At 68.7% G+C, this 24,772-nt stretch carries 28 protein-coding genes; 26 read left to right on the forward strand and 2 right to left on the reverse strand.

All coding sequences use genetic code 11. The annotated features are described in order from the left end of the window. Positions 1 to 15 precede the first annotated feature (15 nt). The 3 genes from ACIGNX_RS08210 to ACIGNX_RS08220 all read left to right on the forward strand — a co-directional run bounded on the left by ACIGNX_RS08210 (position 16) and on the right by ACIGNX_RS08220 (position 9,059). Positions 16 to 1,104, forward strand: coding sequence for a hypothetical protein (locus ACIGNX_RS08210; RefSeq protein WP_396537628.1), 1,089 nt, complete (start codon positions 16 to 18; stop codon positions 1,102 to 1,104). 449 nt (positions 1,105 to 1,553) lie between these two features. Then, positions 1,554 to 5,036: a DNA-directed RNA polymerase subunit beta gene (gene rpoB / locus ACIGNX_RS08215; protein WP_396537630.1), complete on the forward strand. Its 3,483-nt coding sequence runs from the start codon at positions 1,554 to 1,556 to the stop codon at positions 5,034 to 5,036. A gap of 126 nt (positions 5,037 to 5,162) precedes the next feature. Further along, complete coding sequence (locus tag ACIGNX_RS08220) at positions 5,163 to 9,059, forward strand: DNA-directed RNA polymerase subunit beta' (protein ID WP_396537632.1); 3,897 nt, start codon at positions 5,163 to 5,165, stop codon at positions 9,057 to 9,059. Positions 9,060 to 9,297: 238 nt separating this feature from the next. Here ACIGNX_RS08220 and ACIGNX_RS08225 read toward each other — a convergent pair whose 3' ends face one another. Then, a complete protein-coding gene (locus tag ACIGNX_RS08225; protein ID WP_396537634.1) occupies positions 9,298 to 9,582 on the reverse strand; it encodes a zf-TFIIB domain-containing protein in 285 nt (94 codons plus the stop codon). Between the two features lie 37 nt (positions 9,583 to 9,619). Continuing rightward, positions 9,620 to 10,492, reverse strand: a complete 873-nt coding sequence (locus ACIGNX_RS08230; protein ID WP_396537636.1) for a phosphotransferase family protein — start codon at positions 10,490 to 10,492, stop codon at positions 9,620 to 9,622. A gap of 519 nt (positions 10,493 to 11,011) precedes the next feature. Here ACIGNX_RS08230 and rpsL point away from each other — a divergent pair. The 23 genes from rpsL (at position 11,012) to rpsE (ending at position 24,772) form a co-directional block, all read left to right on the forward strand. After that, entirely contained in the window at positions 11,012 to 11,386 is a 375-nt protein-coding gene (gene rpsL / locus ACIGNX_RS08235; protein ID WP_030473471.1) for a 30S ribosomal protein S12, read from the forward strand. Then, positions 11,386 to 11,856, forward strand: a complete 471-nt coding sequence (rpsG, locus tag ACIGNX_RS08240; protein ID WP_073885923.1) for a 30S ribosomal protein S7 — start codon at positions 11,386 to 11,388, stop codon at positions 11,854 to 11,856. Before rpsL ends, rpsG begins: the two co-directional genes overlap by 1 nt. Positions 11,857 to 11,950: 94 nt before the next feature. Then, the gene (fusA, locus tag ACIGNX_RS08245) at positions 11,951 to 14,053 is read left to right on the forward strand and encodes an elongation factor G (protein WP_396537638.1); all 2,103 of its coding nucleotides are present in this window, start codon (positions 11,951 to 11,953) and stop codon (positions 14,051 to 14,053) included. A 139-nt stretch (positions 14,054 to 14,192) separates the two neighbouring features. Then, the gene (gene tuf, locus ACIGNX_RS08250) at positions 14,193 to 15,386 is read left to right on the forward strand and encodes an elongation factor Tu (RefSeq protein WP_378088345.1); all 1,194 of its coding nucleotides are present in this window, start codon (positions 14,193 to 14,195) and stop codon (positions 15,384 to 15,386) included. A gap of 326 nt (positions 15,387 to 15,712) precedes the next feature. After that, the gene (rpsJ, locus tag ACIGNX_RS08255) at positions 15,713 to 16,018 is read left to right on the forward strand and encodes a 30S ribosomal protein S10 (RefSeq protein ID WP_003938093.1); all 306 of its coding nucleotides are present in this window, start codon (positions 15,713 to 15,715) and stop codon (positions 16,016 to 16,018) included. A gap of 52 nt (positions 16,019 to 16,070) precedes the next feature. Beyond that, entirely contained in the window at positions 16,071 to 16,721 is a 651-nt protein-coding gene (rplC, locus tag ACIGNX_RS08260; RefSeq protein WP_141980302.1) for a 50S ribosomal protein L3, read from the forward strand. Between the two features lie 2 nt (positions 16,722 to 16,723). Next, positions 16,724 to 17,416 (forward strand): 50S ribosomal protein L4, encoded by a 693-nt coding sequence (rplD, locus tag ACIGNX_RS08265; RefSeq protein ID WP_396537641.1) that lies wholly within the window; start codon positions 16,724 to 16,726, stop codon positions 17,414 to 17,416. Beyond that, positions 17,413 to 17,712 (forward strand): 50S ribosomal protein L23, encoded by a 300-nt coding sequence (rplW, locus tag ACIGNX_RS08270; RefSeq protein ID WP_073885918.1) that lies wholly within the window; start codon positions 17,413 to 17,415, stop codon positions 17,710 to 17,712. The genes rplD and rplW overlap by 4 nt, the downstream gene beginning before the upstream one ends. A 22-nt stretch (positions 17,713 to 17,734) precedes the next feature. Continuing rightward, a complete protein-coding gene (rplB, locus tag ACIGNX_RS08275) occupies positions 17,735 to 18,568 on the forward strand; it encodes a 50S ribosomal protein L2 (protein ID WP_396537643.1) in 834 nt (277 codons plus the stop codon). A gap of 18 nt (positions 18,569 to 18,586) precedes the next feature. Further along, complete coding sequence (gene rpsS, locus ACIGNX_RS08280; protein WP_015105260.1) at positions 18,587 to 18,868, forward strand: 30S ribosomal protein S19; 282 nt, start codon at positions 18,587 to 18,589, stop codon at positions 18,866 to 18,868. A 36-nt stretch (positions 18,869 to 18,904) separates the two neighbouring features. Next, complete coding sequence (gene rplV / locus ACIGNX_RS08285) at positions 18,905 to 19,321, forward strand: 50S ribosomal protein L22 (RefSeq protein WP_396537645.1); 417 nt, start codon at positions 18,905 to 18,907, stop codon at positions 19,319 to 19,321. After that, on the forward strand, positions 19,321 to 20,163 hold the full coding sequence (rpsC, locus tag ACIGNX_RS08290; protein WP_396537647.1) for a 30S ribosomal protein S3: 843 nt from the start codon (positions 19,321 to 19,323) through the stop codon (positions 20,161 to 20,163). The genes rplV and rpsC overlap by 1 nt, the downstream gene beginning before the upstream one ends. A 3-nt stretch (positions 20,164 to 20,166) precedes the next feature. Beyond that, positions 20,167 to 20,586: a 50S ribosomal protein L16 gene (rplP, locus tag ACIGNX_RS08295; protein ID WP_053715230.1), complete on the forward strand. Its 420-nt coding sequence runs from the start codon at positions 20,167 to 20,169 to the stop codon at positions 20,584 to 20,586. Next, entirely contained in the window at positions 20,586 to 20,834 is a 249-nt protein-coding gene (gene rpmC / locus ACIGNX_RS08300) for a 50S ribosomal protein L29 (protein WP_033428581.1), read from the forward strand. The genes rplP and rpmC overlap by 1 nt, the downstream gene beginning before the upstream one ends. After that, on the forward strand, positions 20,831 to 21,112 hold the full coding sequence (gene rpsQ, locus ACIGNX_RS08305) for a 30S ribosomal protein S17 (RefSeq protein ID WP_378088356.1): 282 nt from the start codon (positions 20,831 to 20,833) through the stop codon (positions 21,110 to 21,112). The genes rpmC and rpsQ overlap by 4 nt, the downstream gene beginning before the upstream one ends. 82 nt (positions 21,113 to 21,194) lie before the next feature. After that, complete coding sequence (rplN, locus tag ACIGNX_RS08310; RefSeq protein ID WP_033436721.1) at positions 21,195 to 21,563, forward strand: 50S ribosomal protein L14; 369 nt, start codon at positions 21,195 to 21,197, stop codon at positions 21,561 to 21,563. 2 nt (positions 21,564 to 21,565) lie between these two features. Next, a complete protein-coding gene (gene rplX / locus ACIGNX_RS08315; protein ID WP_073885913.1) occupies positions 21,566 to 21,880 on the forward strand; it encodes a 50S ribosomal protein L24 in 315 nt (104 codons plus the stop codon). Next, positions 21,880 to 22,443 (forward strand): 50S ribosomal protein L5, encoded by a 564-nt coding sequence (rplE, locus tag ACIGNX_RS08320; RefSeq protein WP_396537650.1) that lies wholly within the window; start codon positions 21,880 to 21,882, stop codon positions 22,441 to 22,443. Before rplX ends, rplE begins: the two co-directional genes overlap by 1 nt. Before the next feature lie 3 nt (positions 22,444 to 22,446). After that, a complete protein-coding gene (locus ACIGNX_RS08325; RefSeq protein WP_141980309.1) occupies positions 22,447 to 22,632 on the forward strand; it encodes a type Z 30S ribosomal protein S14 in 186 nt (61 codons plus the stop codon). A gap of 129 nt (positions 22,633 to 22,761) precedes the next feature. Then, a complete protein-coding gene (gene rpsH / locus ACIGNX_RS08330; RefSeq protein ID WP_033428586.1) occupies positions 22,762 to 23,160 on the forward strand; it encodes a 30S ribosomal protein S8 in 399 nt (132 codons plus the stop codon). Positions 23,161 to 23,177: 17 nt separating this feature from the next. Next, the gene (gene rplF / locus ACIGNX_RS08335) at positions 23,178 to 23,717 is read left to right on the forward strand and encodes a 50S ribosomal protein L6 (RefSeq protein ID WP_396537653.1); all 540 of its coding nucleotides are present in this window, start codon (positions 23,178 to 23,180) and stop codon (positions 23,715 to 23,717) included. Position 23,718: 1 nt separating this feature from the next. Beyond that, complete coding sequence (gene rplR, locus ACIGNX_RS08340) at positions 23,719 to 24,117, forward strand: 50S ribosomal protein L18 (RefSeq protein WP_396537655.1); 399 nt, start codon at positions 23,719 to 23,721, stop codon at positions 24,115 to 24,117. A 49-nt stretch (positions 24,118 to 24,166) separates the two neighbouring features. Beyond that, entirely contained in the window at positions 24,167 to 24,772 is a 606-nt protein-coding gene (rpsE, locus tag ACIGNX_RS08345) for a 30S ribosomal protein S5 (protein WP_015105247.1), read from the forward strand.

Genomic DNA, 24,772 nt, shown 5'->3' on the forward strand with positions numbered 1-24,772 from the left:
GAGGAGAGGACACCCGTGCCACCGCCCCGCCGCCGCCCGGTCCCGACCACGCCCACCACCCGGCCCCGCGTCGCCGGCCTGCGCAAGCGCCCTGACCAGCCCTCGGGCCGGCCGGACACCGAGGCCGGGCACCCGACCCCCGCGGACGCACCCGCCACCCCGGCCCCCGTGGAGCCCGACACCGCGGTCACCGGCGCGGACGCCGGGGCCACCGACAGGGCCACCGACGGGGCCGACGCCGCAGGCACCCGGGTCGACACCACCCCGGAAACCGACGTGACCGGCACCGACGTGGCCGGCACCGACGTGGCCGACACCGCCGTGGCCGACACCGCCGGCGCCCGGTCGACCGAGGTCACCGGCCTCATCGAGCCCCGCGACACCCCCGAGCCCGAGGACGAGCCGGACGACCCCGCGCCCCGACCCCGCCCCACCGGTCGGCGCAGGCGCACCGGCGAGGCCGTCGCCCCCAGCGTCCTGGACGACCCCGCCCCGGAGCGCGCCGGCACCGAGCAGCCCGACACCGAGGACGCCGACCCGGAGCACGCCGACCCGGGCACCACCCCCCACGCCCGGCCCGGCCTGGTCCTGCCCCTCAGCCTCCTCGTCCTCGCCGCGCTGCTGGTCGGCCTCGGCGCGTGGTTCCAGCACCGGGCGGGCCAGGTGCACTACAACCAGGCCCTGGTGGACAGCGCCGGCACGACGGAGGTCGCCGGCCAGGCCCGCGAGGCCGTCGAGAAGGCGTTCTCCTACAACTACGCCGACGTCTCCGCCACCGAGAAGGCCGCGAACGAGCTGCTCGTCGGCAAGGCCCGGTGCCAGTACAACGCGATCTTCGGCCCGGTCCGCACGCTCGCGCCCGAGCAGAAGCTCGTGGTCACGGTGAAGGCCGTCTCCAGCGGCGTGACCTCGCTCGACGGCGACCAGGCCACGGTGCTGCTGTTCCTCGACCAGGTGACCACCCGCACGACCGACAACCAGAGCGGCGGCGGGATCGCGATGATGCGGGTCGGGGCGCAGCGGGTCGACGGCCGGTGGAAGGTCCAGAACATGGAGATGTTCGGCCAGACCGGCGACCAGGCGGCGGAAACCGCCAAGTGCTGACCCGGGCGGCGTCCACTCAGGACTCCGGACCCGGTTTCAACCCCCCGCACAACGTGACGTCGGTCACAAATTTGGCCGGTGACTGAGCGGGATCGCCGGCCTCTCCCTTCGGGGCCGGAACGCCCGCCAAAGGTTCACAGAGGCTCACGTTCATGTATTTTCGCAGGTCACAGCGGTAACTCCGCGTTATCGGGCCTTGCGCCAGTGGAGTGATCGCCGCGTGGCATCTTGACTGTGGGCGTCGGCCGGGTCACTCTGTCGGTGAGCACGAGAAAGGTCCTTCCAGGTGCCTCTCGACAGTTGCCGCGCGCGTGGCTAGACTGCTCCTTTGCGCTGCCCTCTTTCCGTTTGCCCTTCGCCGAGAGCTGGATTGCCGGGCATCGCCGCACCCTTGACAGCCGTGCTAGTTCCGCTGACTAGCCAGCTACCTGTCCCTGGAAGGACGCATCTTGGCGATCTCTCGCGCGACCAAGGCCACTGCTGCGACCAACTCCACGTCGGGGATCCCCGGAGCGCCGAAGCGAGTCTCTTTCGCGAAGATCCACGAACCGCTTCAGACGCCCAACCTGCTCGACCTGCAGATCCAGTCGTTCGAATGGCTCACCGGCGACGAGGCGTGGTTCCAGCGCCGCGTCGACGAAGGTGACGAGGCGCCGACGGGCGGCCTCGAGGAGGTCTTGAACGAGATCTCCCCGATCGAGGACTTCTCCGGCTCGATGTCGCTCTCCTTCTCCGACCCGCGCTTCGACGAGGTCAAGGCCTCGACCGAGGAGTGCAAGGACAAGGACATGACGTACGCCGCCCCGTTGTTCGTCACGGCGGAGTTCACCAACCACACCACCGGCGAGATCAAGAGCCAGACGGTGTTCATGGGTGACTTCCCGATGATGACCGACAAGGGCACGTTCATCATCAACGGCACCGAGCGGGTCGTGGTCTCCCAGCTCGTCCGCTCGCCGGGTGTCTACTACGACACCGCGATCGACAAGACGACCGACAAGGACGTCTTCAGCGTCAAGATCATCCCGTCCCGGGGTGCCTGGCTGGAGTTCGACGTCGACAAGCGCGACACCGTCGGCGTCCGGATCGACCGCAAGCGCCGCCAGCCGGTGACCGTGCTGCTGAAGGCGCTGGGTTGGACCACCGAGCAGATCCGCGAGCGGTTCTCCTTCAGCGAGACGCTGCTGACGACGCTGGAGAAGGACCACACCGCGGGCACCGACGAGGCGTTGCTCGACATCTACCGCAAGCTGCGTCCGGGCGAGCCGCCGACGAAGGAGTCCGCGCAGGCGCTGCTGGAGAACCTGTTCTTCAAGGACAAGCGCTACGACCTGGCGAAGGTCGGCCGGTACAAGGTCAACAAGAAGCTGGGCCTGGACATCCCGATCACCACGGGTGTGCTGACCGAGGAAGACATCGTCACGACGATCGAGTACCTGGTCCGCCTGCACGCCGGTGAGACGACGATGAAGCCCGGCGACGTCGAGGTGCCCGTCGAGGTCGACGACATCGACCACTTCGGCAACCGCCGCCTGCGCACCGTCGGCGAGCTGATCCAGAACCAGATCCGGGTCGGCCTGTCGCGCATGGAGCGCGTCGTCCGCGAGCGCATGACGACCCAGGACGTCGAGGCCATCACGCCGCAGACCCTGATCAACATCCGCCCCGTCGTGGCGGCGATCAAGGAGTTCTTCGGCACGTCCCAGCTGTCGCAGTTCATGGACCAGACGAACCCGCTCGCGGGCCTGACCCACAAGCGCCGCCTGTCGGCGCTGGGCCCGGGCGGCCTGTCCCGTGAGCGCGCCGGCATGGAGGTCCGCGACGTCCACCCGTCGCACTACGGCCGCATGTGCCCGATCGAGACGCCGGAAGGCCCGAACATCGGCCTGATCGGCTCGCTGTCCTCCTACGGGCGGGTCAACCCGTTCGGCTTCATCGAGACGCCGTACCGCAAGGTCGTCGACGGCCGGGTCACCGACCAGATCGACTACCTGACGGCCGACGAGGAAGACCGCTACGTCAAGGCCCAGGCCAACGCCAAGATCGACGAGGAGGGCAACTTCCTCGAGGAGAAGGTGCTGGTCCGCAAGAAGGGCGGCGAGGTCGAGCAGATCGACCCGGCCGACGTGGACTACATGGACGTCTCGCCGCGGCAGATGGTGTCCGCCGCGACCGCGATGATCCCGTTCCTCGAGCACGACGACGCCAACCGCGCCCTGATGGGCGCGAACATGCAGCGCCAGGCGGTGCCGCTGCTGCGCAGCGAGTCCCCGCTGGTCGGCACCGGCATGGAGCTGCGCGCCGCGGTCGACGCCGGTGACGTCGTGGTGGCCAAGAAGACGGGCGTGGTCGAGGAGATCTCCGCCGACTACGTCACCGTCATGGCCGACGACGGCTCGCGCCAGACCTACGGCCTGCACAAGTTCCGCCGCTCCAACCAGGGCACCTGCATCAACCAGAAGCCCATCGTGAACGAGGGCGACCGGGTGCTGGAGGGCCAGGTCCTGGCCGACGGGCCGTGCACCGAGAACGGCGAGATGGCGCTGGGCAAGAACCTGCTCGTCGCGATCATGCCGTGGGAGGGCCACAACTACGAGGACGCGATCATCCTGTCGCAGCGCCTCGTGCAGGACGACGTCCTGACCTCGATCCACATCGAGGAGCACGAGATCGACGCGCGGGACACCAAGCTGGGCGCCGAGGAGATCACCCGGGACATCCCGAACGTCTCCGAGGAGGTCCTGGCCGACCTCGACGAGCGCGGCATCATCCGCATCGGCGCCGAGGTCCAGCCCGGCGACATCCTGGTCGGCAAGGTCACGCCCAAGGGCGAGACCGAGCTGACCCCGGAGGAGCGGCTGCTCCGCGCGATCTTCGGCGAGAAGGCGCGCGAGGTGCGCGACACGTCGCTGAAGGTGCCGCACGGCGAGTACGGCAAGGTCATCGGCATCCGCGTGTTCAGCCGCGAGGACGACGACGAGCTGCCCCCCGGCGTGAACGAGCTGGTCCGCGTCTACGTCGCCCAGAAGCGCAAGATCCAGGACGGCGACAAGCTCGCCGGCCGCCACGGCAACAAGGGCGTCATCGGCAAGATCCTGCCGGTCGAGGACATGCCGTTCCTGGAGGACGGCACCCCGGTCGACATCGTGCTGAACACGCACGGCGTGCCGCGCCGCATGAACATCGGCCAGGTGCTGGAGACCCACCTCGGGTGGATCGCCAAGCAGGGCTGGAGCATCAACGGCGACCCGAACTGGGCGAAGAACCTGCCCGAGGAGCTGTACCACGTCGAGCCGGGCACGAAGACGGCCACGCCGGTCTTCGACGGCGCGCGCGAGGACGAGATCACGGGCCTGCTCGGCTCGACGATCCCGAACCGCGACGGCGAGCGGATGGTCAAGGAGAACGGCAAGGCGCAGCTCTTCGACGGGCGCAGCGGCGAGCCGTACCCCTTCCCGGTGTCGGTCGGCTACATGTACATCCTGAAGCTGCTGCACCTGGTGGACGACAAGATCCACGCCCGTTCCACCGGCCCGTACTCGATGATCACGCAGCAGCCGCTGGGCGGTAAGGCGCAGTTCGGCGGCCAGCGCTTCGGTGAGATGGAGTGCTGGGCGATGCAGGCGTACGGCGCCGCGTACACGCTCCAGGAACTGCTCACCATCAAGTCGGACGACGTCCTGGGCCGCGTGAAGGTCTACGAGGCCATCGTCAAGGGCGAGAACATCCCGGAGCCGGGTATCCCGGAGTCCTTCAAGGTGCTGCTCAAGGAGCTCCAGTCGCTGTGCCTCAACGTCGAGGTGCTGTCCTCGGACGGCGCCGCGATCGAGATGCGCGACGGCGACGACGAGGACCTCGAACGCGCGGCCGCGAACCTCGGCATCAACCTGTCGCGGTCCGAGTCGCCGTCCGTGGACGACGTCGTCAACTGACCCCGCCGGTCACCGGGAGGCGACCACCCCGAGCACTCGGGGTACGAGCCTCCCGGTGGCCCCGCCACCAGCTCCTGAGCCCGCTCTTCTGGGGCAACCGATCCAAAAAAGGGGAAGAGAGTAGACGTGCTCGACGTCAACTTCTTCGATGAGCTTCGCATCGGTCTTGCCACCGCGGACGACATCCGCCAGTGGTCCTACGGCGAGGTCAAGAAGCCCGAGACCATCAACTACCGCACGCTCAAGCCGGAGAAGGACGGCTTGTTCTGCGAGAAGATCTTCGGTCCCACCCGGGACTGGGAGTGCTACTGCGGCAAGTACAAGCGCGTCCGCTTCAAGGGCATCATCTGCGAGCGCTGCGGCGTCGAGGTGACCCGCGCCAAGGTGCGCCGCGAGCGGATGGGCCACATCGAACTGGCCGCGCCCGTCACGCACATCTGGTACTTCAAGGGCGTCCCCAGCCGGTTGGGCTACCTGCTCGACCTGGCGCCCAAGGACCTCGAGAAGATCATCTACTTCGCCGCCTACGTCATCGTGGGTGTGAACACCGAGCTGCGCCACAACGACCTGCCCACGCTCGAGAACGAGATGCAGGTCGAGCGCAAGCGGGTCGAGAACCGGCGTGACGCCGACGTCGAGGCCCGGGCGCAGAAGCTCGAGGCCGACCTGGCCGAGCTGGAGGCGGAGGGCGCCAAGTCCGACGTCCGCCGCAAGGTCAAGGAGGGCGGCGAGCGCGAGATGCGCCAGCTCCGCGACCGCGCCCAGCGCGAGCTGGACCGGCTCGACGAGATCTGGTCCACCTTCACCAAGCTCGAGCGCGCCCAGCTGATCGCGGACGAGCTGCTCTACCGCGAGCTGTACGACCGCTACGGCGACTACTTCACCGGCGCCATGGGCGCGGAGGCCATCCAGAAGCTGCTGGGTGACTACGACGTCGACGCCGAGGCCGACGTGCTGCGCGAGACCATCCGCAGCGGCAAGGGCCAGAAGAAGCTGCGCGCCCTCAAGCGGCTGAAGGTCGTGGCCGCCTTCCAGGCGACCCGCAACAACCCGCAGGGCATGGTGCTGGACTGCGTCCCGGTCATCCCGCCGGACCTGCGCCCGATGGTGCAGCTCGACGGTGGCCGCTTCGCCACGTCCGACCTGAACGACCTGTACCGCCGCGTGATCAACCGCAACAACCGCCTCAAGAGGCTGATCGACCTCGGCGCGCCCGAGATCATCGTTAACAACGAGAAGCGGATGCTGCAGGAGGCCGTCGACGCGCTGTTCGACAACGGCCGCCGCGGCCGGCCGGTGACGGGTCCGGGCAACCGCCCGCTCAAGTCGCTGTCCGACCTGCTCAAGGGCAAGCAGGGCCGGTTCCGCCAGAACCTGCTCGGCAAGCGCGTCGACTACTCCGGCCGTTCGGTCATCGTGGTCGGCCCGCAGCTGAAGCTGCACCAGTGCGGCCTGCCCAAGCAGATGGCGCTGGAGCTGTTCAAGCCGTTCGTCATGAAGCGGCTGGTCGACCTCAACCACGCCCAGAACATCAAGTCCGCCAAGCGGATGGTGGAGCGCGCGCGCCCCGCCGTGTGGGACGTGCTGGAAGAGGTCATCACCGAGCACCCCGTGCTGCTCAACCGCGCGCCCACGCTGCACCGGCTGGGCATCCAGGCGTTCGAGCCGCAGCTGGTCGAGGGCAAGGCCATCCAGCTGCACCCGCTCGTCTGCGAGGCGTTCAACGCGGACTTCGACGGTGACCAGATGGCGGTCCACCTGCCGCTGTCCGCCGAGGCGCAGGCCGAGGCGCGCGTGCTGATGCTGTCGTCGAACAACATCCTCTCGCCCGCGTCGGGCAAGCCGCTGGCCATGCCCCGACTGGACATGGTGACCGGCCTGTACCACCTGACCCGGCACAAGGAGGACGACCTCGGCGAGGGCCAGGCGTACTCCTCGCCGGCCGAGGCGCTGATGGCGTTCGACCGCAAGGTCCTCGGCCTCCAGGCGATGGTCAAGATCCGGATCACGGACAAGAACCCGCCGAAGGGCCAGGAGCCGGAGGGCTGGGAGCCCGGTCAGCCGTGGCTGGCCGAGACCACTCTCGGTCGCGTGCTGTTCAACGAGGTGCTGCCGCAGGACTACCCGTTCATCAACGAGGTCATGCCGAAGAAGCGGCAGGCGACGATCATCAACGACCTCGCCGAGCGGTACCCGATGGTCACCGTCGCCCGGACGCTGGACAAGCTGAAGGACGCCGGTTTCTACTGGGCCACCCGGTCGGGCGTCACGGTCGCGATCTCCGACGTGCTCGTGCCGGAGGCCAAGCAGGGCATCCTGGACGAGTACGAGAAGCTCGCCGACGCGGTGGAGAAGCGCTACCAGCGCGGTCAGCTCTCCTACACCGAGCGCAACAACGAGCTGGTCAAGGTGTGGACCAAGGCCACCGAAGAGGTCGCCGAGGTCATGGAGGCCAACTTCCCCGAGGACAACTCGATCCGCATGATCGTGAAGTCCGGCGCGGCGGGCAACATGACCCAGGTCCGGTCGCTGGCCGGCATGCGCGGCCTGGTGACCAACCCGAAGGGCGAGTACATCCCGCGCCCGATCAAGAACTCGTTCCGCGAGGGCTTGTCGGTGCTGGAGTACTTCATCGCCACGCACGGCGCGCGCAAGGGTCTGGCCGACACCGCGCTGCGCACCGCCGACTCGGGTTACCTGACCCGTCGTCTGGTGGACGTGTCGCAGGACGTCATCATCCGCGAGGTCGACTGCGGCACCAGCCGCGGCGTGAACATGACCGTCGGCGAGCGGCAGGGCGACAAGGTCGTGCTGCACGAGTTCGCGCAGACGAGCGTGTACGCGCGGACCATCGCCGAGGACATCACCGACGCCGACGGCAACGTCGTGCTCAACCGCGGTGACGACCTGGGCGACCCGGCGCTGGCGACGCTCGTCGAGGCGGGCGTGACCAGGGTCAAGGTGCGGTCCGTGCTGACCTGCGAGTCCGCGGTCGGCGTGTGCGCGTCCTGCTACGGCCGCTCGATGGCGACCGGCAAGCTGGTCGACGTCGGCGAGGCCGTCGGCATCGTCGCCGCCCAGTCGATCGGTGAGCCGGGCACGCAGCTGACCATGCGCACGTTCCACCAGGGTGGTGTGGCCGGTGACGACATCACCACCGGTCTGCCGCGCGTGCAGGAGCTGTTCGAGGCCCGCGTGCCGAAGGGCAAGGCGCCCATCGCGGACGTCGACGGCCGGGTGCGCATCGAGGACGGCGACCGGTTCTGGAAGATCACCCTCATCCCGGACGACGGGTCGGAGGAGATCGTCTTCGAGAAGCTGTCGAAGCGCCAGCGGCTCGCCAACACGGCCACCGGTCCGCTGCAGGACGGCGACCACGTGCACGTGGGCCAGCAGCTGCTGGAGGGCACGCCCGACCCGCACGAGGTGCTGCGTGTGATGGGTCCCCGCGAGGCCCAGCTGCACTTGGTGCAGGAGGTCCAGAAGGTCTACCGGGCCCAGGGCGTTGCGATCCACGACAAGCACATCGAGGTCATCGTCCGGCAGATGCTGCGCCGGGTGACGATCATCGACTCGGGTGCGACCGAGTTCCTGCCGGGCTCGCTGGTCGAGCGCGCGGAGTTCGAGTCGGGCAACCGGGCCGTGGTGGCCGAGGGCGGCGAGCCCGCGGCCGGCCGTCCGGTGCTGATGGGCATCACGAAGGCGTCGCTGGCGACGGACTCGTGGCTGTCGGCGGCCTCCTTCCAGGAGACGACGCGCGTCCTCACCGACGCCGCCATCAACGGCCGGTCGGACAAGCTCATCGGCCTGAAGGAGAACGTGATCATCGGCAAGCTGATCCCGGCCGGCACCGGCATCAACCGGTACCGGAACATCCAGGTGCAGCCGACCGAGGAGGCGCGTGCGGCGGCGTACGCGATCCCGAGCTACGACGACGGCTACTACACGCCGGACGTCTTCGGCACGGGCACGGGCGCCGCGGTCCCGCTGGACGACTACGACTTCGGCCGCGACTACCGCTGAAGCAGTTAGTCCGCTGAAAGGCCCTCGGAGCCTCCCGCTCCGAGGGCCTTTCGCACGTCCGGGGCGGCCGGCCGCGGCGTCGTCGGGGCTGCGAGCGTTCGGCTCGGGGGTCCTGAGCGTTCGACACCCGGGTCGCGGAGGTTCGACACACCGGGCCTGAGCGTTCGACACACCGGTTCGGACGGTGGAGACGGCAGTGGCCCGGCGCCGAGGGCGCCGGGCCACCGAAGAGGTCCGATCAGGACGAGAAGAACAGCCCACCCAGGCCGCGGTGCTTGCGGTGGCCGTAGTGGTGGCCGTAGCCCCAGCCCGGCTGCGGGGCCGGCTGCTGCACGTAGTGCACCTGCGCAGGAGGCGCGACGGGCGGCGGGGGCGGCGGAGCGGCCATCTGCTGCTCGAGGCGGGTGATGGCCTCCAGCTCGCCGTAGTCGAGGAAGACCCCGCGGCAGCCATCGCACTGCTCGATGTGCACGCCCATGCGGTCGAAGGTGCGCATGTTCGCATGACACTTGGGACACTGCATCGTGTGAGCCTCCTGCTCTTGACGCGATGACCCGATATTAGCCGCGCGCCATGGGTCCGTGTGCCGAGACGATCCGGCCGCACGCCTCGATCAGCAGTTCCTGGGCCTCGTCCAGCTCCTTGCCGTCGCGCTCCGCAGCGGCGAGGGCACGCGCCGCCATCTGCACGACCAGCGCCCGCGCCGGGGCCTCCAGCACCGACCACGGGTCCTCCCGCGGCACGCCCGCACCACCCGCGGCGAAGTAGGAGCCGAGCAGCCTGCCCCACGCCTCGGGGTCGAGCACCCCGGCCGCGTGCAGCGCGGCCGGCCGGGCCAGGTCCCACGCCGGGTCGCCGAACCCGAGGTCGTCCACGTCGATCAACCGGTAGCCGTCGCGCCGGACGAGCTGGCCCAGGTGCCAGTCGCCGTGGATGAGCGTCGCCCCGCCCTCGGCGAACTCCGGCAGCGTCGCGTACGCCCGCCGCACCAGGTCCGCCGCCGGCGTGTCGACCGCCAGCTCGCGGACCGCCCGGCGCATCCGGGGCACCGCGCCGGCTCGCGGCACGGGCGGCGCGAAGTCCGCCGCGGTGAACCGGTGCAGCTCGGCCAGCACCCGCCCCGCGGCCTCCATCGGCAGGTCCTCGGGCTCGCCCTGCGGCACCGGCGTGCCCACCGGCCACGCCGTGACGGCCCGGCCGAGCACCACCGCGGGCGTCGCCGACCGGGGCGCGAGCAGCAGCCCGCCCAGGCGCGGGTCGGCGGCCAGCCGCAGCCGCTCGGCGAGCACCGCCCGGTCCGTCCCGGGCTCGTGCGCCTTGAGCACCACGTCGGCGACCCGGACCACCACGACGTCGCCGCGCACCGCGAGCACCTCGGGCGGGGCGCCGGGGTCCACGAGCGCCGCCATGCCCGCGATGAGATCGGAGTTCACGGACCCAGTGTCGCCCGCACCGGGGTCACTCGGTCGTGCCACTCGTTCGAGTGAAATCCCGGTCACGCCGCCGAGCGCTGATCACCAACCCGTGCTCTCATGGGGTGTGCGGCCCTCCCAGTCGCTCCTCCGTGGAGCCTCCGGGTGCCGAAAAGTGCGAGGATCGTCACATCCGACCCCCGCCGCGGCCGGGCGCGGGACGGGTCGGGCGCCCCGCCGGGCGCGGTGGCGGATCCGTTTTGACCCGTGGGAACCAAGCGGGGTATCTTTGGTACTCGTGCCCGACCCATGTCGGGCCGCTCCGCGTGCCTACGCGCCAGTGGTGCTGGAAAGCCGGCCGCGGTGACCTCCACTCGTAGGGGCATCCTGGGATGTCGCCTGCGGACCTGGGGCCGAAGTGCTCGGATTTCGGCGGGGCCGAAAGCCGCGACACGCCCGACCTCGGGTGCAGAGAGGGACCAAGTAAACAGGGCTCGTCGCCCACGCGGCGGGCACGTAAAGGGAAGAAGCAGCCGGCGTATGCCAACGATCCAGCAGCTGGTCCGCAAGGGCCGGCAGGACAAGGTCGCCAAGCAGAAGACCGCGGCGCTCAAGGGCAGCCCGCAGCGGCGCGGTGTGTGCACCCGCGTCTACACGACCACGCCCAAGAAGCCGAACTCGGCGCTGCGCAAGGTCGCCCGCGTGAAGCTGACGAGCGGTATCGAGGTCACGGCTTACATCCCCGGTGAGGGCCACAACCTCCAGGAGCACTCGATGGTGCTCGTGCGCGGCGGTCGTGTGAAGGACCTCCCCGGTGTCCGCTACAAGATCATCCGCGGTTCCCTCGACACGCAGGGTGTGAAGAACCGCAAGCAGGCTCGCAGCCGGTACGGCGCGAAGAAGGAGAAGAGCTGATGCCCCGCAAGGGACCGGCCCCGAAGCGGCCGCTGATCTCCGACCCGGTCTACAGCTCTCCGCTGGTGACCCAGCTCATCAACAAGGTGCTGGTCGACGGCAAGCGCTCCGTGGCCGAGCGGATCGTGTACGGCGCCCTCGAGGGCGCCCGCGAGAAGACCGGCACGGACCCGGTCGTCACGCTCAAGCGCGCGCTCGACAACGTCAAGCCCGCCCTCGAGGTGAAGTCCCGCCGCGTCGGTGGCGCCACCTACCAGGTGCCGGTCGAGGTGAAGCCGGGCCGCTCGACCACGCTCGCGCTGCGCTGGCTGATCACCTTCTCCCGGCAGCGCCGCGAGAAGACCATGATCGAGCGCCTGATGAACGAGCTGCTCGACGCGAGCAACGGCCTCGGCGCGAGCGTCAAGCGCCGCGAGGACACGCACAAGATGGCCGAGTCGAACAAGGCCTTCGCCCACTACCGCTGGTGATGTGACGCCCCGCCCGGCCCCCCGAGGACCGGGTGGGGCTCTCCCAGCCCTAGTGAGCCTGCTACCAGCTAGCTCAAGACAGGGGAAGACACCCGTGGCACAGGACGTGCTCACCGACCTGGCCAAGGTCCGCAACATCGGGATCATGGCCCACATCGACGCGGGCAAGACCACGACGACCGAGCGGATCCTGTTCTACACCGGGATCAGCTACAAGATCGGCGAGGTCCACGACGGCGCCGCGGTCATGGACTGGATGGAGCAGGAGCAGGAGCGCGGCATCACGATCACGTCGGCCGCGACGACCTGCTTCTGGAAGAACCACCAGATTAACCTGATCGACACGCCGGGCCACGTGGACTTCACCGTCGAGGTGGAGCGCAACCTCCGCGTCCTCGACGGCGCCGTTGCCGTGTTCGACGGCAAGGAGGGCGTCGAGCCCCAGTCCGAGCAGGTCTGGCGCCAGGCGACCAAGTACGACGTCCCGCGCATCTGCTTCGTCAACAAGATGGACAAGCTCGGCGCGGACTTCTACTTCACCATCCGCACCATCTCCGAGCGCCTGGGCGCGAAGCCGCTGCCGATCCAGATCCCGATCGGCGCGGAGAGCGACTTCATCGGCGTCGTCGACCTGGTCGAGATGCGCGCGCTCACCTGGCGCGGCGAGGTCCAGAAGGGCGAGGACTACACCGTCGAGGAGATCCCGGCGGACCTCGTGGAGCGGGCCAACGAGTACCGCGAGCAGCTCATCGAGGCCGTCGCCGAGACCGACGACGCCCTGATGGAGTCCTACCTCGGTGGCGAGGAGCTCACGGTCGAGCAGATCAAGTCGGGCATCCGCAAGATCGTGTCCGAGGGCTCCGCGTACCCGGTGCTGTGCGGCTCCGCGTTCAAGAACAAGGGCGTGCAGCCCATGCTCGACGCGGTGATCGACTACCTGCCGTCGCCGCTGGACCTCCCCCCGGTCGAGGGCACGCTGCAGGACGGCGAGACGCCGGCCTTCCGCAAGGCCGACAGCACCGAGCCGTTCTCCGCGCTGGCGTTCAAGATCGCCGTGCACCCGTTCTTCGGCAAGCTGACCTACATCCGGGTGTACTCGGGTCGGGTCGCCTCCGGCACCCAGGTCATCAACTCGACCAAGGACCGCAAGGAGCGCATCGGGAAGATCTTCCAGATGCACGCCAACAAGGAGAACCCGGTCGACGAGGCCATCGCCGGTCACATCTACGCCGTGATCGGTCTGAAGGACACCACCACCGGTGAGACGCTGAGCGACCCGCAGGCGCCCATCGTGCTGGAGTCGATGACCTTCCCCGAGCCGGTCATCCAGGTGGCGATCGAGCCCAAGACGAAGGCCGACCAGGAGAAGCTGGGCACCGCGATCCAGAAGCTGGCCGAGGAGGACCCGACGTTCCGGGTCAACCTGGACCAGGAGACCGGCCAGACGATCATCGCCGGCATGGGCGAGCTCCACCTGGACATCCTGGTGGACCGCATGCGCCGCGAGTTCAAGGTCGAGGCCAACATCGGCAAGCCGCAGGTGGCGTACCGGGAGACGATCCGCCGCAAGGTGGAGAAGTACTCCTACACCCACAAGAAGCAGACCGGTGGCTCCGGCCAGTTCGCGAAGGTCCTCATCGACCTCGAGCCGCTGGAGAAGACCGAGGACGGCGCTCTCTACGAGTTCGTCAACGCGGTCACCGGTGGTCGCATCCCGCGGGAGTACATCCCGTCGGTGGACGCGGGCGCGCAGGACGCGATGCAGTACGGCGTGCTGGCGGGTTACCCGCTGGTGGGCGTCAAGCTGACGCTGGTCGACGGCGCCTACCACGAGGTCGACTCCTCGGAGATGGCGTTCAAGATCGCGGGCTCCATGGCGCTCAAGGAAGCCGCCCGGCAGGCGAGCCCGGCGATCCTCGAGCCGTTGATGGCGGTCGAGGTCACCACGCCCGAGGAGTACATGGGCGACGTGATCGGCGACTTGAACTCCCGCCGTGGCCAGATCCAGGCCATGGAAGAGCGCAGCGGCACCCGCGTCGTCAAGGCGCTGGTCCCGCTGTCGGAGATGTTCGGGTATGTCGGCGACCTGCGGTCCAAGACCCAGGGTCGCGCGAACTACTCGATGACCTTTGACTCCTACGCCGAGGTTCCCGCGAACGTCGCGAAGGAGATCATCGCGAAGGCGACGGGCGAGTAACCCCAACCGGAGCACCGCAGCACCACGCGGGCTCTCCGGGGGGATGCCCCGGGGTCCGCACAACCGACCCTGACGTGAAGCCCGGCGGGTGGGAACCCGCCCGCCGGGCTAAGCAATAGAAGTCCAGGAGGACATTCCAGTGGCGAAGGCGAAGTTCGAGCGGACGAAGCCGCACGTCAACATCGGCACCATCGGTCACATCGACCACGGTAAGACGACGCTGACGGCTGCGATCTCCAAGGTCCTGCACGACAAGTACCCGGACCTGAACCCCTTCACGCCGTTCGACCAGATCGACAAGGCGCCGGAGGAGAAGCAGCGCGGCATCACGATCTCGATCGCGCACATCGAGTACCAGACCGACAAGCGCCACTACGCGCACGTCGACTGCCCCGGTCACGCCGACTACATCAAGAACATGATCACCGGTGCGGCGCAGATGGACGGCGCCATCCTGGTGGTCGCGGCGACCGACGGCCCGATGCCGCAGACCAAGGAGCACGTCCTCCTGGCCCGCCAGGTCGGTGTGCCCTACATCGTGGTGGCCCTGAACAAGGCCGACATGGTGGACGACGAGGAGATCCTGGAGCTCGTCGAGCTCGAGGTCCGCGAGCTGCTCTCCGAGTACGAGTTCCCCGGTGACGACCTGCCGGTCGTCCGCGTCTCCGCGCTGAAGGCGCTGGAGGGCGACGCCGAGTGGGGCGAGAAGCTCATCGGCCTGATGGACGCCGTGGACGAGAACATCCCCGAGCCCGAGCGCGAGGTCGACCGGCCGTTCCTGATGCCGGTCGAGGACGTGTTCACCATCACCGGTCGTGGCACCGTGGTGACCGGCCGCATCGAGCGCGGTGTCATCAAGGTCAACGAGGAAGTCGAGATCGTCGGCATCAAGGAGCAGTCGCGCAAGACGACTGTCACCTCGATCGAGATGTTCAAGAAGTTCCTCGACGAGGGCCAGGCGGGCGACAACGCGGCCCTGCTGCTGCGCGGCATCAAGCGCGAGGAGGTGGAGCGCGGCATGGTGATCGTGAAGCCGGGCACCACGACCCCGCACACCGAGTTCGAGGCGCAGGTCTACATCCTGTCGAAGGACGAGGGTGGCCGCCACACGCCGTTCTTCAACAACTACCGCCCGCAGTTCTACTTCCGCACCACCGACGTGACCGGCGTCGTGACCCTCCCCGAGGGCACCGAGATGGTCATGCCGGGCGACACCACCTCCATGTCCGTGAAGCTGATCCAGCCGATCGCCATGGACGAGGGCCTGCGGTTCGCCATCCGCGAGGGTGGCCGCACCGTCGGTGCGGGCTCGGTCACCAAGATCATCAAGTGATCCAGCTCTAGGTTCCACCCCCCGATTTGGTCTGCGCACCGGCGTGTGCGACCATTGACGGGTTGCTCGTCGGGGCGGCCGGTTCGAGTCTGGACTCGGCCGCCCCGCCACGAGCGGGGTTTGATCGAGAAAGACAATCCCACAGGCTTGATCAGTGGGACCGGTCTATGGGTTGGGGCGCGACACGCCCGACCGCGTGGACCGGGCACCGTGACACCGCTCGGTGTCAGTCCTGAATAGGGGGCGGAGCGCGCCGGAGGTCCCGTGACCTCGTGCAAGGTGCCCGCACCGCAGCGGTACTAGAAGCAGAGGAACGGCAAGCCATCATGGCGGGACAGAAGATCCGCATCCGGCTCAAGGCCTACGACCACGAGGCGATCGACGCGTCCGCGCGCAAGATCGTCGAGACCGTGACGCGCACCGGCGCTCGGGTCGTCGGGCCTGTGCCGCTGCCCACTGAGAAGAACGTCTACTGCGTCATCCGCTCGCCGCACAAGTACAAGGACTCGCGCGAGCACTTCGAGATGCGCACGCACAAGCGTCTGATCGACATCCTCGACCCGACGCCGAAGACGGTGGACGCGCTCATGCGCATCGACCTGCCGGCGAGCGTCGACGTCAACATCCAGTAAGCGTTGGACGCGGCAGTGTTGATCCCATTTGGGGCGGAGAGTAACGAGACCCATGTCTGACAGGCAGGTTAAGGGCCTCCTGGGCACCAAGCTCGGCATGACTCAGGTCTTCGACGAGAACAACCGGATCGTTCCGGTGACCGTCGTCAAGGCCGAGCCGAACGTGGTCACCCAGGTTCGGACCCAGGAGAACGACGGCTACTCGGCCGTGCAGCTGGCCTTCGGCGCGATCGACCCGCGCAAGGTCAACAAGCCCGTCGCGGGCCACTACGCCAAGGCGGGCGTCACGCCCCGCCGCCACCTGGCGGAGCTGCGCACCACGGACGCGTCCGAGTACACGGTCGGCCAGGAAGTCACCGCCGAGGTCTTCGAGGCCGGCGCGGTGGTCGACGTGGTCGGCACCAGCAAGGGCAAGGGCACCGCGGGTGTCATGAAGCGCCACGGCTTCCGCGGCCTCGGCGCGAGCCACGGCACGCAGCGCAAGCACCGCTCGCCGGGTTCCATCGGCGGCTGCGCCACGCCCGGCCGCGTGTTCAAGGGCCTGCGCATGGCGGGCCGCATGGGCCACGTGCGGGTGACCACGCAGAACCTCAAGGTGCACCGCGTGGACGCCGAGTCCGGCTTGCTGCTCATCAAGGGCGCCGTGCCCGGTCCCAAGGGCGGCACCGTGTTCATCAAGACCGCTGCGAAGGGTGGTGCCTGATCATGACGTCCGTTGAGATCCGCACCCCGGCCGGCCAGACCGACGGCTCCGTCGAGCTGCCCGCCGCGATCTTCGACGCGCAGGCGAACGTGGCCCTGCTGCACCAGGTCGTCGTGGCCCAGCAGGCCGCGGCCCGCCAGGGCACGCACGCCACCAAGACCCGCGGCGACGTCCGCGGCGGTGGCAAGAAGCCGTACCGGCAGAAGGGCACCGGCCGCGCCCGCCAGGGCTCGACCCGCGCGCCGCAGTTCGCCGGCGGTGGCACGGTCCACGGCCCGCAGCCGCGCGACTACAGCCAGCGCACCCCCAAGAAGATGAAGGCCGCCGCCCTGCGCGGTGCCCTCTCCGACCGGGCGCGTGCCGGCCAGGTCCACGTGGTGACGGGCTTCGTCGACGGCGACACCCCGTCGACCAAGTCGGCCCGCAAGGTGCTGGAGTCCGTGACCGAGGCGCGCCGCGTGCTGGCCGTGCTGCTGCGCACCGACGAGGTCTCGTGGGTGAGCCTGCGCAACCTGCCGCACGTGCACATCATCGCGCCCGACCAGCTCAACACCTTCGACGTGCTGGTCAACGACGACGTGGTGTTCACCAAGGACGCGCTCGACGTCTTCCTGGCGAGCAAGGCCCAGCACGGGCAGGGTTCCGCCGAGGCCGTCGCGACGTCCGACGAGGGTGACGAGGAGGCCGCGAAGTGATCCCCGACCACCGGGACATCCTGCTCGCGCCGGTGATCTCCGAGAAGTCCTACGGGCTGCTCGAGGAGAACAAGTACACCTTCGTGGTGGCTCCCGGCTCGAACAAGACCCAGATCAAGATTGCCGTGGAGAAGGTCTTCGGCGTCAAGGTCGTCAGCGTCAACACGATCAACCGCCAGGGCAAGCGCAAGCGCACCCGGACGGGCTACGGCAAGCGCAAGGACACCAAGCGCGCCATCGTGACGCTGTCCGCCGAGAGCAAGCCGATCGAGATCTTCGGCGGCCCGGCCGCCTGATGACGACGAGGACTGCGTAGAGATGGGCATTCGCAAGTACAAGCCGACGACCCCCGGTCGTCGCGGTGCGAGCGTCTCCGACTTCGCCGAGATCACTCGGTCGACGCCGGAGAAGTCGCTGATCCGCCCGCTGCACGGCCGCGGTGGCCGCAACGCGTCGGGCAAGATCACGACGCGGCACAAGGGCGGCGGCCACAAGCGGGCCTACCGCCTGATCGACTTCCGCCGCACCGACAAGGACGGCGTGCCGGCCAAGGTCGCGCACATCGAGTACGACCCCAACCGCACCGCGCGCATCGCGCTGCTGCACTACGCCGACGGCGAGAAGCGCTACATCATCGCGCCGTCGAAGCTCCAGCAGGGCGACCGGATCGAGAACGGCCCCAAGGCCGACATCAAGCCGGGCAACAACCTGCCGCTGCGCAACATCCCGGTCGGCACCGTGGTCCACGCGATCGAGCTCCGCCCCGGCGGCGGCGCGAAGATCGCCCGCTCGGCCGGCGCCAGCGTGCAGCTCGTCGCCAAGGACGGCCCCTACGCCCAGCTGCGGATGCCCTCGGGCGAGATCCGCAACGTGGACGTCCGGTGCCGCGCCACGGTCGGCGAGGTCGGCAACGCCGAGCACCAGAACATCAACTGGGGCAAGGCCGGCCGCATGCGCTGGAAGGGCAAGAAGCCCACGGTCCGCGGTGTCGCCATGAACCCGGTCGACCACCCGCACGGTGGTGGTGAGGGCAAGACCTCCGGTGGTCGCCACCCGGTCAACCCCGCGGGCAAGCCGGAAGGCCGCACCCGCCGCCGCAAGCCAAGCGACAAGCTCATCGTCCGGCGTCGTCGCACCGGTAAGAAGCGCTGAGCAGGGAGGGAGTGAAGGATGCCTCGCAGCCTTAAGAAGGGCCCCTTCGTGGACGACCACCTGCTCAAGAAGGTGGACGTCCTCAACGAGTCGGGCAAGAAGACCGTGATCAAGACCTGGTCCCGCCGGTCGACGATCATCCCCGACATGCTGGGCCACACGATCGCGGTGCACGACGGCCGCAAGCACGTGCCGGTGTTCGTGACGGAGGCGATGGTCGGGCACAAGCTCGGCGAGTTCGCCCCGACCCGCACGTTCAAGGGTCACATCAAGGACGACCGGAAGTCCCGCCGCCGCTAAGGCGACGAACTAGAGGAAGAGCAAGGGGAAGCAGCGATGAACGCCCGTAACGAAGCCGAAGCGCCGGAGTTCCCGCGCGCCGTGGCTCGGGCTCGCTACGTCCGCGACACGCCCATGAAGGTGCGCCGCGTCGTCGAGCTCATCAGGGGTCGTAGCGCCAGCGAGGCCCTGGCCGTGCTCCAGTTCGCGCCCCAGGCGGCATCTGAGCCGGTCCGCAAGGTGCTCGCGAGCGCCGTGGCCAACGCCGAGAACAACCTGTCCCTGGACCCCGACACCCTGTGGGTGTCGAAGGTGTACGTGGACGAGGGTCCGACCCTCAAGCGGTTCCGCCCGCGCGCCCAGGGCCGCGCCTACCGGATCCGCAAGCGGACGAGCCACATCACCGTCGAGGTGGAGAGCCGTCCGAAGAAGACCAGCGCGAAGGCCGGCGCTGACAGGAAGGGGGCTCGGTAGTGGGCCAGAAAATCAACCCGCACGGCTTCCGACTTGGTATCACCACGGACTGGAAGTCCCGCTGGTACGCCGACAAGCAGTACGCCGAGTACGTGGCCGAGGACGTCAAGATCCGCAAGCTGCTCTCGAAGGGCATGGAGCGGGCCGGCATCTCGAAGGTGGAGATCGAGCGCACCCGCGACCGGGTCCGCGTCGACATCCACACCGCCCGGCCGGGCATCGTCATCGGCCGCCGCGGCGCCGAGGCCGACCGCATCCGCGGTGAGCTGGAGAAGCTCACCAAGAAGCAGGTGCAGCTCAACATCCTCGAGGTGAAGAGCCCGGAGTCGGACGCCCAGCTCGTCGCGCAGGGCGTGGCCGAGCAGCTGTCCAACCGCGTGGCGTTCCGCCGGGCGATGCGCAAGGCCATCCAGTCGGCCATGCGCTCGCCGCAGGTCAAGGGCATCCGCGTGCAGTGCGGCGGTCGTCTCGGCGGCGCCGAGATGTCCCGCTCGGAGCACTACCGCGACGGCCGCGTGCCGCTGCACACGCTGCGCGCCGACATCGACTACGGCTTCTTCGAGGCCCGCACCACGTTCGGCCGCATCGGCGTGAAGGTGTGGATCTACAAGGGTGACGTGGTCGGCGGCATCAGCGCCAAGCGCGAGCGCGACGCCGCCCCGGCGGCCGACCGCGCGCCGCGCCGCGACCGCGCCGACCGCCCGAACCGGGCGCGTCGCTCCGGCGCCAGCGGCACGACGGCGACGAGCACCGAGGCGGGCCGTGCCGCCCAGGCAAGTGATCAGACGACTGGCGACGTCGCGGTGGACAACGCGCCGAGCGTCGCGAAGACGGAGGGCTGAGTAGTGCTCATCCCGCGCAGGGTCAAGCACCGCAAGCAGCACCACCCCGGTCGGTCCGGTGCTGCCAAGGGCGGCACGAGGGTCACCTTCGGCGAGTACGGCATCCAGGCACTGGAGCCCGCCTACGTGACCAACCGGCAGATCGAGTCGGCTCGTATCGCGATCACCCGGCACATCCGCCGCGGTGGCAAGGTCTGGATCAACATCTTCCCGGACCGGCCGCTGACCAAGAAGCCCGCCGAGACCCGCATGGGTTCCGGCAAGGGCTCGCCGGAGTGGTGGGTGGCCAACATCAAGCCCGGTCGGGTGCTCTTCGAGATGAGCTTCCCGAACGAGGCCGTGGCCCGCGAGGCGCTCCGCCGCGCGATCCACAAGCTCCCGATGAAGTGCCGCATCGTTACGCGTGAGGGTGGTGAGTTCTGATGGCAGCGGGTACGACCGCTTCCGAGCTGCGTGAGCTCACCGAGGAAGAGCTCGTGCTGCGCCTGAGGGAGGCGAAGGAGGAGCTGTTCAACCTCCGCTTCCAGATGGCCACCGGGCAGCTCGACAACAACCGCCGCCTGCGCACGGTCCGGCACGAGATCGCCCGGATCTACACCGTGATGCGGGAGCGGGAGCTGGGCCTGTCGGCCTCTCCCGACGCGGTTTCCACTGGTGAGGGTGCGGCATGAGCGAGAACAACGAAGTGACGACCGAGGGTCGCAACGACCGCAAGGTCCGCGAGGGCTACGTCGTGTCCGACAAGATGGACAAGACGATCGTGGTGGCGGTCGAGGACCGCAAGAAGCACCGCCGGTACTCCAAGGTCATGCGCTCCACCACCAAGGTGAAGGCGCACGACGAGCAGAACACCGCCGGCATCGGCGACCGCGTCCTGCTGATGGAGACCCGGCCGCTGTCGGCCACCAAGCGCTGGCGCCTCGTCGAAATCCTCGAGAAGGCCAAGTAAGCCCAGGAGAACGGGTACAGCGTTCGACCGAGCCCGTCAGGTCGGAAATCTGGCGGGCCAGGAATGGTCAAGGAGCAGGTAAGTGATCCAGCAGGAGTCGCGGCTGCGCGTCGCCGACAACACCGGTGCGAAGGAAATCCTCTGCATCCGTGTTCTCGGTGGCTCGGGCCGCCGCTACGCGGGCATCGGGGACATCATCGTCGCGACGGTGAAGCAGGCCATCCCCGGTGCCGGTGTGAAGAAGGGCGACGTCGTCAAGGCGGTCATCGTCCGCACCGTCAAGGAGAAGCGCCGTCCCGACGGCTCTTACATCCGGTTCGACGAGAACGCCGCGGTGCTCATCAAGAACGACAACGAGCCGCGCGGCACGCGCATCTTCGGCCCGGTCGGCCGCGAGCTGCGCGACAAGAAGTTCATGAAGATCATCTCGTTGGCGCCGGAGGTGCTCTGACCATGAAGGTGAAGAAGGGCGACACCGTCGTGGTTATCGCCGGCAAGGACAAGGGTGCTCGCGGCAAGGTCATCCAGGCCTACCCCGCTGAGAACCGCGTCCTGGTCGAGGGCGTCAACCGCATGAAGAAGCACACCCGGATCACGCAGACCGAGCGCGGCGCGCAGTCGGGCGGCATCGTGACCCAGGAGGCCCCCATCCACGTGTCCAACGTGATGGTGGTCGACTCCGACGGCAAGCCGACCCGTGTGGGCTACCGGACGAACGACGAGGGCAAGCGGGTCCGCATTTCCCGTCGTAACGGGAAGGACATCTGATGACCACCGTTGAGAAGACCGTTCCGCGGCTGAAGGTTCGCTACCGCGAGGAGATCATCGCCTCGCTGCGCGAGCAGTTCGAGTACGCCAACGTCATGCAGATCCCCGGCGTGGTGAAGGTCGTCGTCAACATGGGCGTCGGCGACGCCGCCCGCGACGGCAAGCTGATCGAGGGCGCCGTCAAGGACCTCTCGATCATCACCGGCCAGCGCCCCGAGGTCCGCCGGGCTCGCAAGTCCATCGCGCAGTTCAAGCTGCGCGAGGGCATGCCGATCGGCGCGCGCGTCACGCTGCGCGGCGACCGCATGTGGGAGTTCCTGGACCGGCTGCTGACGATCGCGCTGCCGCGCATCCGCGACTTCCGCGGCCTCTCGGGCAAGCAGTTCGACGGCAACGGGAACTACACGTTCGGCCTCAACGAGCAGTCGATGTTCCACGAGATCGACCCGGACGCGATCGACCGTCCCCGCGGCATGGACATCACCGTGGTGACGACCGCGACCAACGACGAAGAGGGCCGGGCGCTGCTGAAGCTCCTGGGCTTCCCGTTCAAGGAGAACTGACAGATGGCCAAGAAGGCGCTGATCAACAAGGCCGCGGCCAAGCCGAAGTTCAAGGTGCGGGCTTACACCCGTTGCCAGCGCTGCGGTCGCCCGCACTCGGTGTTCCGCAAGTTCGGCCTGTGCCGGATCTGCCTCCGCGAGATGGCGCACCGGGGCGAGCTGCCCGGTGTCAACAAGTCCAGCTGGTAAGTCCGGCTCGGCGGCAGGTTTTTCGCAAGACTCATCACTTCGCTGTAGGCCCGTCCACGACCAGCCGGCCGCGAGGCCGGCTCGGACCCTGGCTGGGGAACCGCAGCGAGAAAGGTTGACCAGGTCACCATGACGATGACCGACCCGATCGCAGACATGTTGACGCGTCTGCGGAACGCGAACTCGGCTTACCACGACAAGGTCGTGATGCCGCACTCGAAGTTGAAGGCCAACATCGCCGAGATCCTCAAGCGCGAGGGCTACATCGCGAGCTACCGCGACGAGCAGGGCGACGTGGCCAAGAACCTGGTTATCGAGCTGAAGTACGGCCCGAACCGGGAGCGCAGCATCGCCGGCCTCCGCCGCGTGTCGAAGCCCGGTCTGCGCGTGTACGCGAAGTCGACCAACCTGCCGAAGGTGCTGGGCGGTCTGGGCGTCGCGATCATTTCGACCTCTGGTGGTCTCATGACCGACCGCCAGGCCAACAAGTCGGGCGTGGGCGGAGAAGTCCTCGCCTACGTCTGGTGAGGAAGGGGGACTAGGCAATGTCGCGCATCGGAAAGCTGCCGATCACCGTCCCCGCCGGGGTCGACGTGAACATCGACGGCCGGGCCGTGAGCGTCAAGGGGCCCAAGGGCACCCTGTCGCTGACGATCGCCGAGCCGATCATCGTCGAGAAGGCCGACGACGGCACTCTCGAGGTGAAGCGCCCCAACGACGAGCGGCGCAGCCGCTCGCTGCACGGCCTGTCGCGCACCCTGGTGCAGAACATGGTCGTGGGCGTCACCCAGGGCTACGAGAAGAAGATGGAAATCCACGGCGTCGGTTACCGCGTGGCGCTCAAGGGCTCCGACCTGGAGTTCGCGCTGGGCTACAGCCACCCGGTGAAGGTGGAGGCCCCCGAGGGCATCACCTTCGCGGTGGAGACCCCGACCCGGTTCTCCGTGGCCGGCATCGACAAGCAGCTCGTGGGCGAGGTCGCCGCCAACATCCGCAAGCTCCGCAAGCCCGACCCGTACAAGGGCAAGGGCGTGCGGTACGCGGGCGAGAAGATCCGCCGCAAGGTCGGAAAGACGGGTAAGTGACATGAGCGAGACTGCAACGAAGCGCAAGCCGGTGGGCAAGGACATCTCGACCACCCGCCGCGTCGCCAAGACCCGCCGTCACTTCCGCCTCCGCAAGAAGGTCAGCGGCACGGCGGAGCGCCCGCGCCTGGTCGTGCACCGGTCGTCGAAGCACATCACCGTGCAGATCATCGACGACCTCGCCGGCCACACCCTGGCGGCGGCGTCCTCCGTGGAGGCGGACGTCCGGTCGATCGACGGCGACAAGAAGGCCCGTGCGGCGAAGGTCGGCCAGCTGGCCGCCGCCCGCGCCAAGGACGCCGGGATCACCAAGGTGGTCTTCGACCGGGGCGGCAACGCCTACCACGGTCGGATCGCCGCTCTGGCCGACGCCGCCCGCGAGGCGGGGCTGGAGTTCTGACAATGAGCCTTGTTTTTGGGCAAACGAACCGAATTGAGAGGGACGCCTGATGCCAGGACGCACGCGTCGCGAAGGCGGCGGGGGCGAGCGCGGAGAGCGCCGCGACCGCCGTGACGGTGGCCGCGGCGGAGCGGCCCAGGAGAAGACCCCGCACCTGGAGCGCGTGGTTGCGATCAACCGCGTCTCCAAGGTCGTGAAGGGTGGTCGTCGCTTCAGCTTCACCGCGCTGGTCGTGGTCGGCGACGGCGACGGCATGGTCGGTGTCGGCTACGGCAAGGCCAAGGAAGTCCCCGCGGCGATCGCCAAGGGCGTGGAGGAGGCGAAGAAGAACTTCTTCCGCGTCCCCCGCATCGCGGGCACGATCCCCCACCCGGTGCAGGGCGAGAAGGCGGCCGGTGTCGTGCTGCTGCGCCCGGCCTCGGCCGGTACCGGTGTCATCGCCGGTGGCGCGGTCCGCGCGGTGCTGGAGTGCGCCGGCGTCCACGACGTGCTGAGCAAGTCGCTGGGCTCCGACAACGCCATCAACATCGTGCACGCCACGGTGGCGGCCTTGAAGGGCCTGCAGCGTCCCGAGGAGGTGGCCGCCCGGCGCGGTCTGCCCCTGGAGGACGTGGCACCCGCCGGCATGCTCCGCGCCCGCGCAGGGGCGGTGTGA

This window comes from Actinosynnema sp. NPDC053489, from assembly GCF_044544865.1.
GTDB lineage: Bacteria > Actinomycetota > Actinomycetes > Mycobacteriales > Pseudonocardiaceae > Actinosynnema.

What these genes read in the sequence shown, in the direction of transcription:
- rpsG (WP_073885923.1), top strand. Translation starts at nt 11,386, where the DNA reads ATGCCCCGCAAGGGACCGGCCCCGAAGCGGCCGCTGATCTCCGACCCG.
- rpsH (WP_033428586.1), top strand. Translation starts at nt 22,762, where the DNA reads ATGACGATGACCGACCCGATCGCAGACATGTTGACGCGTCTGCGGAAC.
- rplF (WP_396537653.1), top strand. Translation starts at nt 23,178, where the DNA reads ATGTCGCGCATCGGAAAGCTGCCGATCACCGTCCCCGCCGGGGTCGAC.
- rplE (WP_396537650.1), top strand. Translation starts at nt 21,880, where the DNA reads ATGACCACCGTTGAGAAGACCGTTCCGCGGCTGAAGGTTCGCTACCGC.
- rpmC (WP_033428581.1), top strand. Translation starts at nt 20,586, where the DNA reads ATGGCAGCGGGTACGACCGCTTCCGAGCTGCGTGAGCTCACCGAGGAA.
- ACIGNX_RS08325 (WP_141980309.1), top strand. Translation starts at nt 22,447, where the DNA reads ATGGCCAAGAAGGCGCTGATCAACAAGGCCGCGGCCAAGCCGAAGTTC.
- rplD (WP_396537641.1), top strand. Translation starts at nt 16,724, where the DNA reads ATGACGTCCGTTGAGATCCGCACCCCGGCCGGCCAGACCGACGGCTCC.
- rplC (WP_141980302.1), top strand. Translation starts at nt 16,071, where the DNA reads ATGTCTGACAGGCAGGTTAAGGGCCTCCTGGGCACCAAGCTCGGCATG.
- rplX (WP_073885913.1), top strand. Translation starts at nt 21,566, where the DNA reads ATGAAGGTGAAGAAGGGCGACACCGTCGTGGTTATCGCCGGCAAGGAC.
- rpsL (WP_030473471.1), top strand. Translation starts at nt 11,012, where the DNA reads ATGCCAACGATCCAGCAGCTGGTCCGCAAGGGCCGGCAGGACAAGGTC.
- rpsE (WP_015105247.1), top strand. Translation starts at nt 24,167, where the DNA reads ATGCCAGGACGCACGCGTCGCGAAGGCGGCGGGGGCGAGCGCGGAGAG.
- rplV (WP_396537645.1), top strand. Translation starts at nt 18,905, where the DNA reads ATGAACGCCCGTAACGAAGCCGAAGCGCCGGAGTTCCCGCGCGCCGTG.
- rplB (WP_396537643.1), top strand. Translation starts at nt 17,735, where the DNA reads ATGGGCATTCGCAAGTACAAGCCGACGACCCCCGGTCGTCGCGGTGCG.
- rpsQ (WP_378088356.1), top strand. Translation starts at nt 20,831, where the DNA reads ATGAGCGAGAACAACGAAGTGACGACCGAGGGTCGCAACGACCGCAAG.
- ACIGNX_RS08225 (WP_396537634.1), bottom strand. Translation starts at nt 9,582, where the DNA reads ATGCAGTGTCCCAAGTGTCATGCGAACATGCGCACCTTCGACCGCATG.
- rpsJ (WP_003938093.1), top strand. Translation starts at nt 15,713, where the DNA reads ATGGCGGGACAGAAGATCCGCATCCGGCTCAAGGCCTACGACCACGAG.
- rplR (WP_396537655.1), top strand. Translation starts at nt 23,719, where the DNA reads ATGAGCGAGACTGCAACGAAGCGCAAGCCGGTGGGCAAGGACATCTCG.
- rpsS (WP_015105260.1), top strand. Translation starts at nt 18,587, where the DNA reads ATGCCTCGCAGCCTTAAGAAGGGCCCCTTCGTGGACGACCACCTGCTC.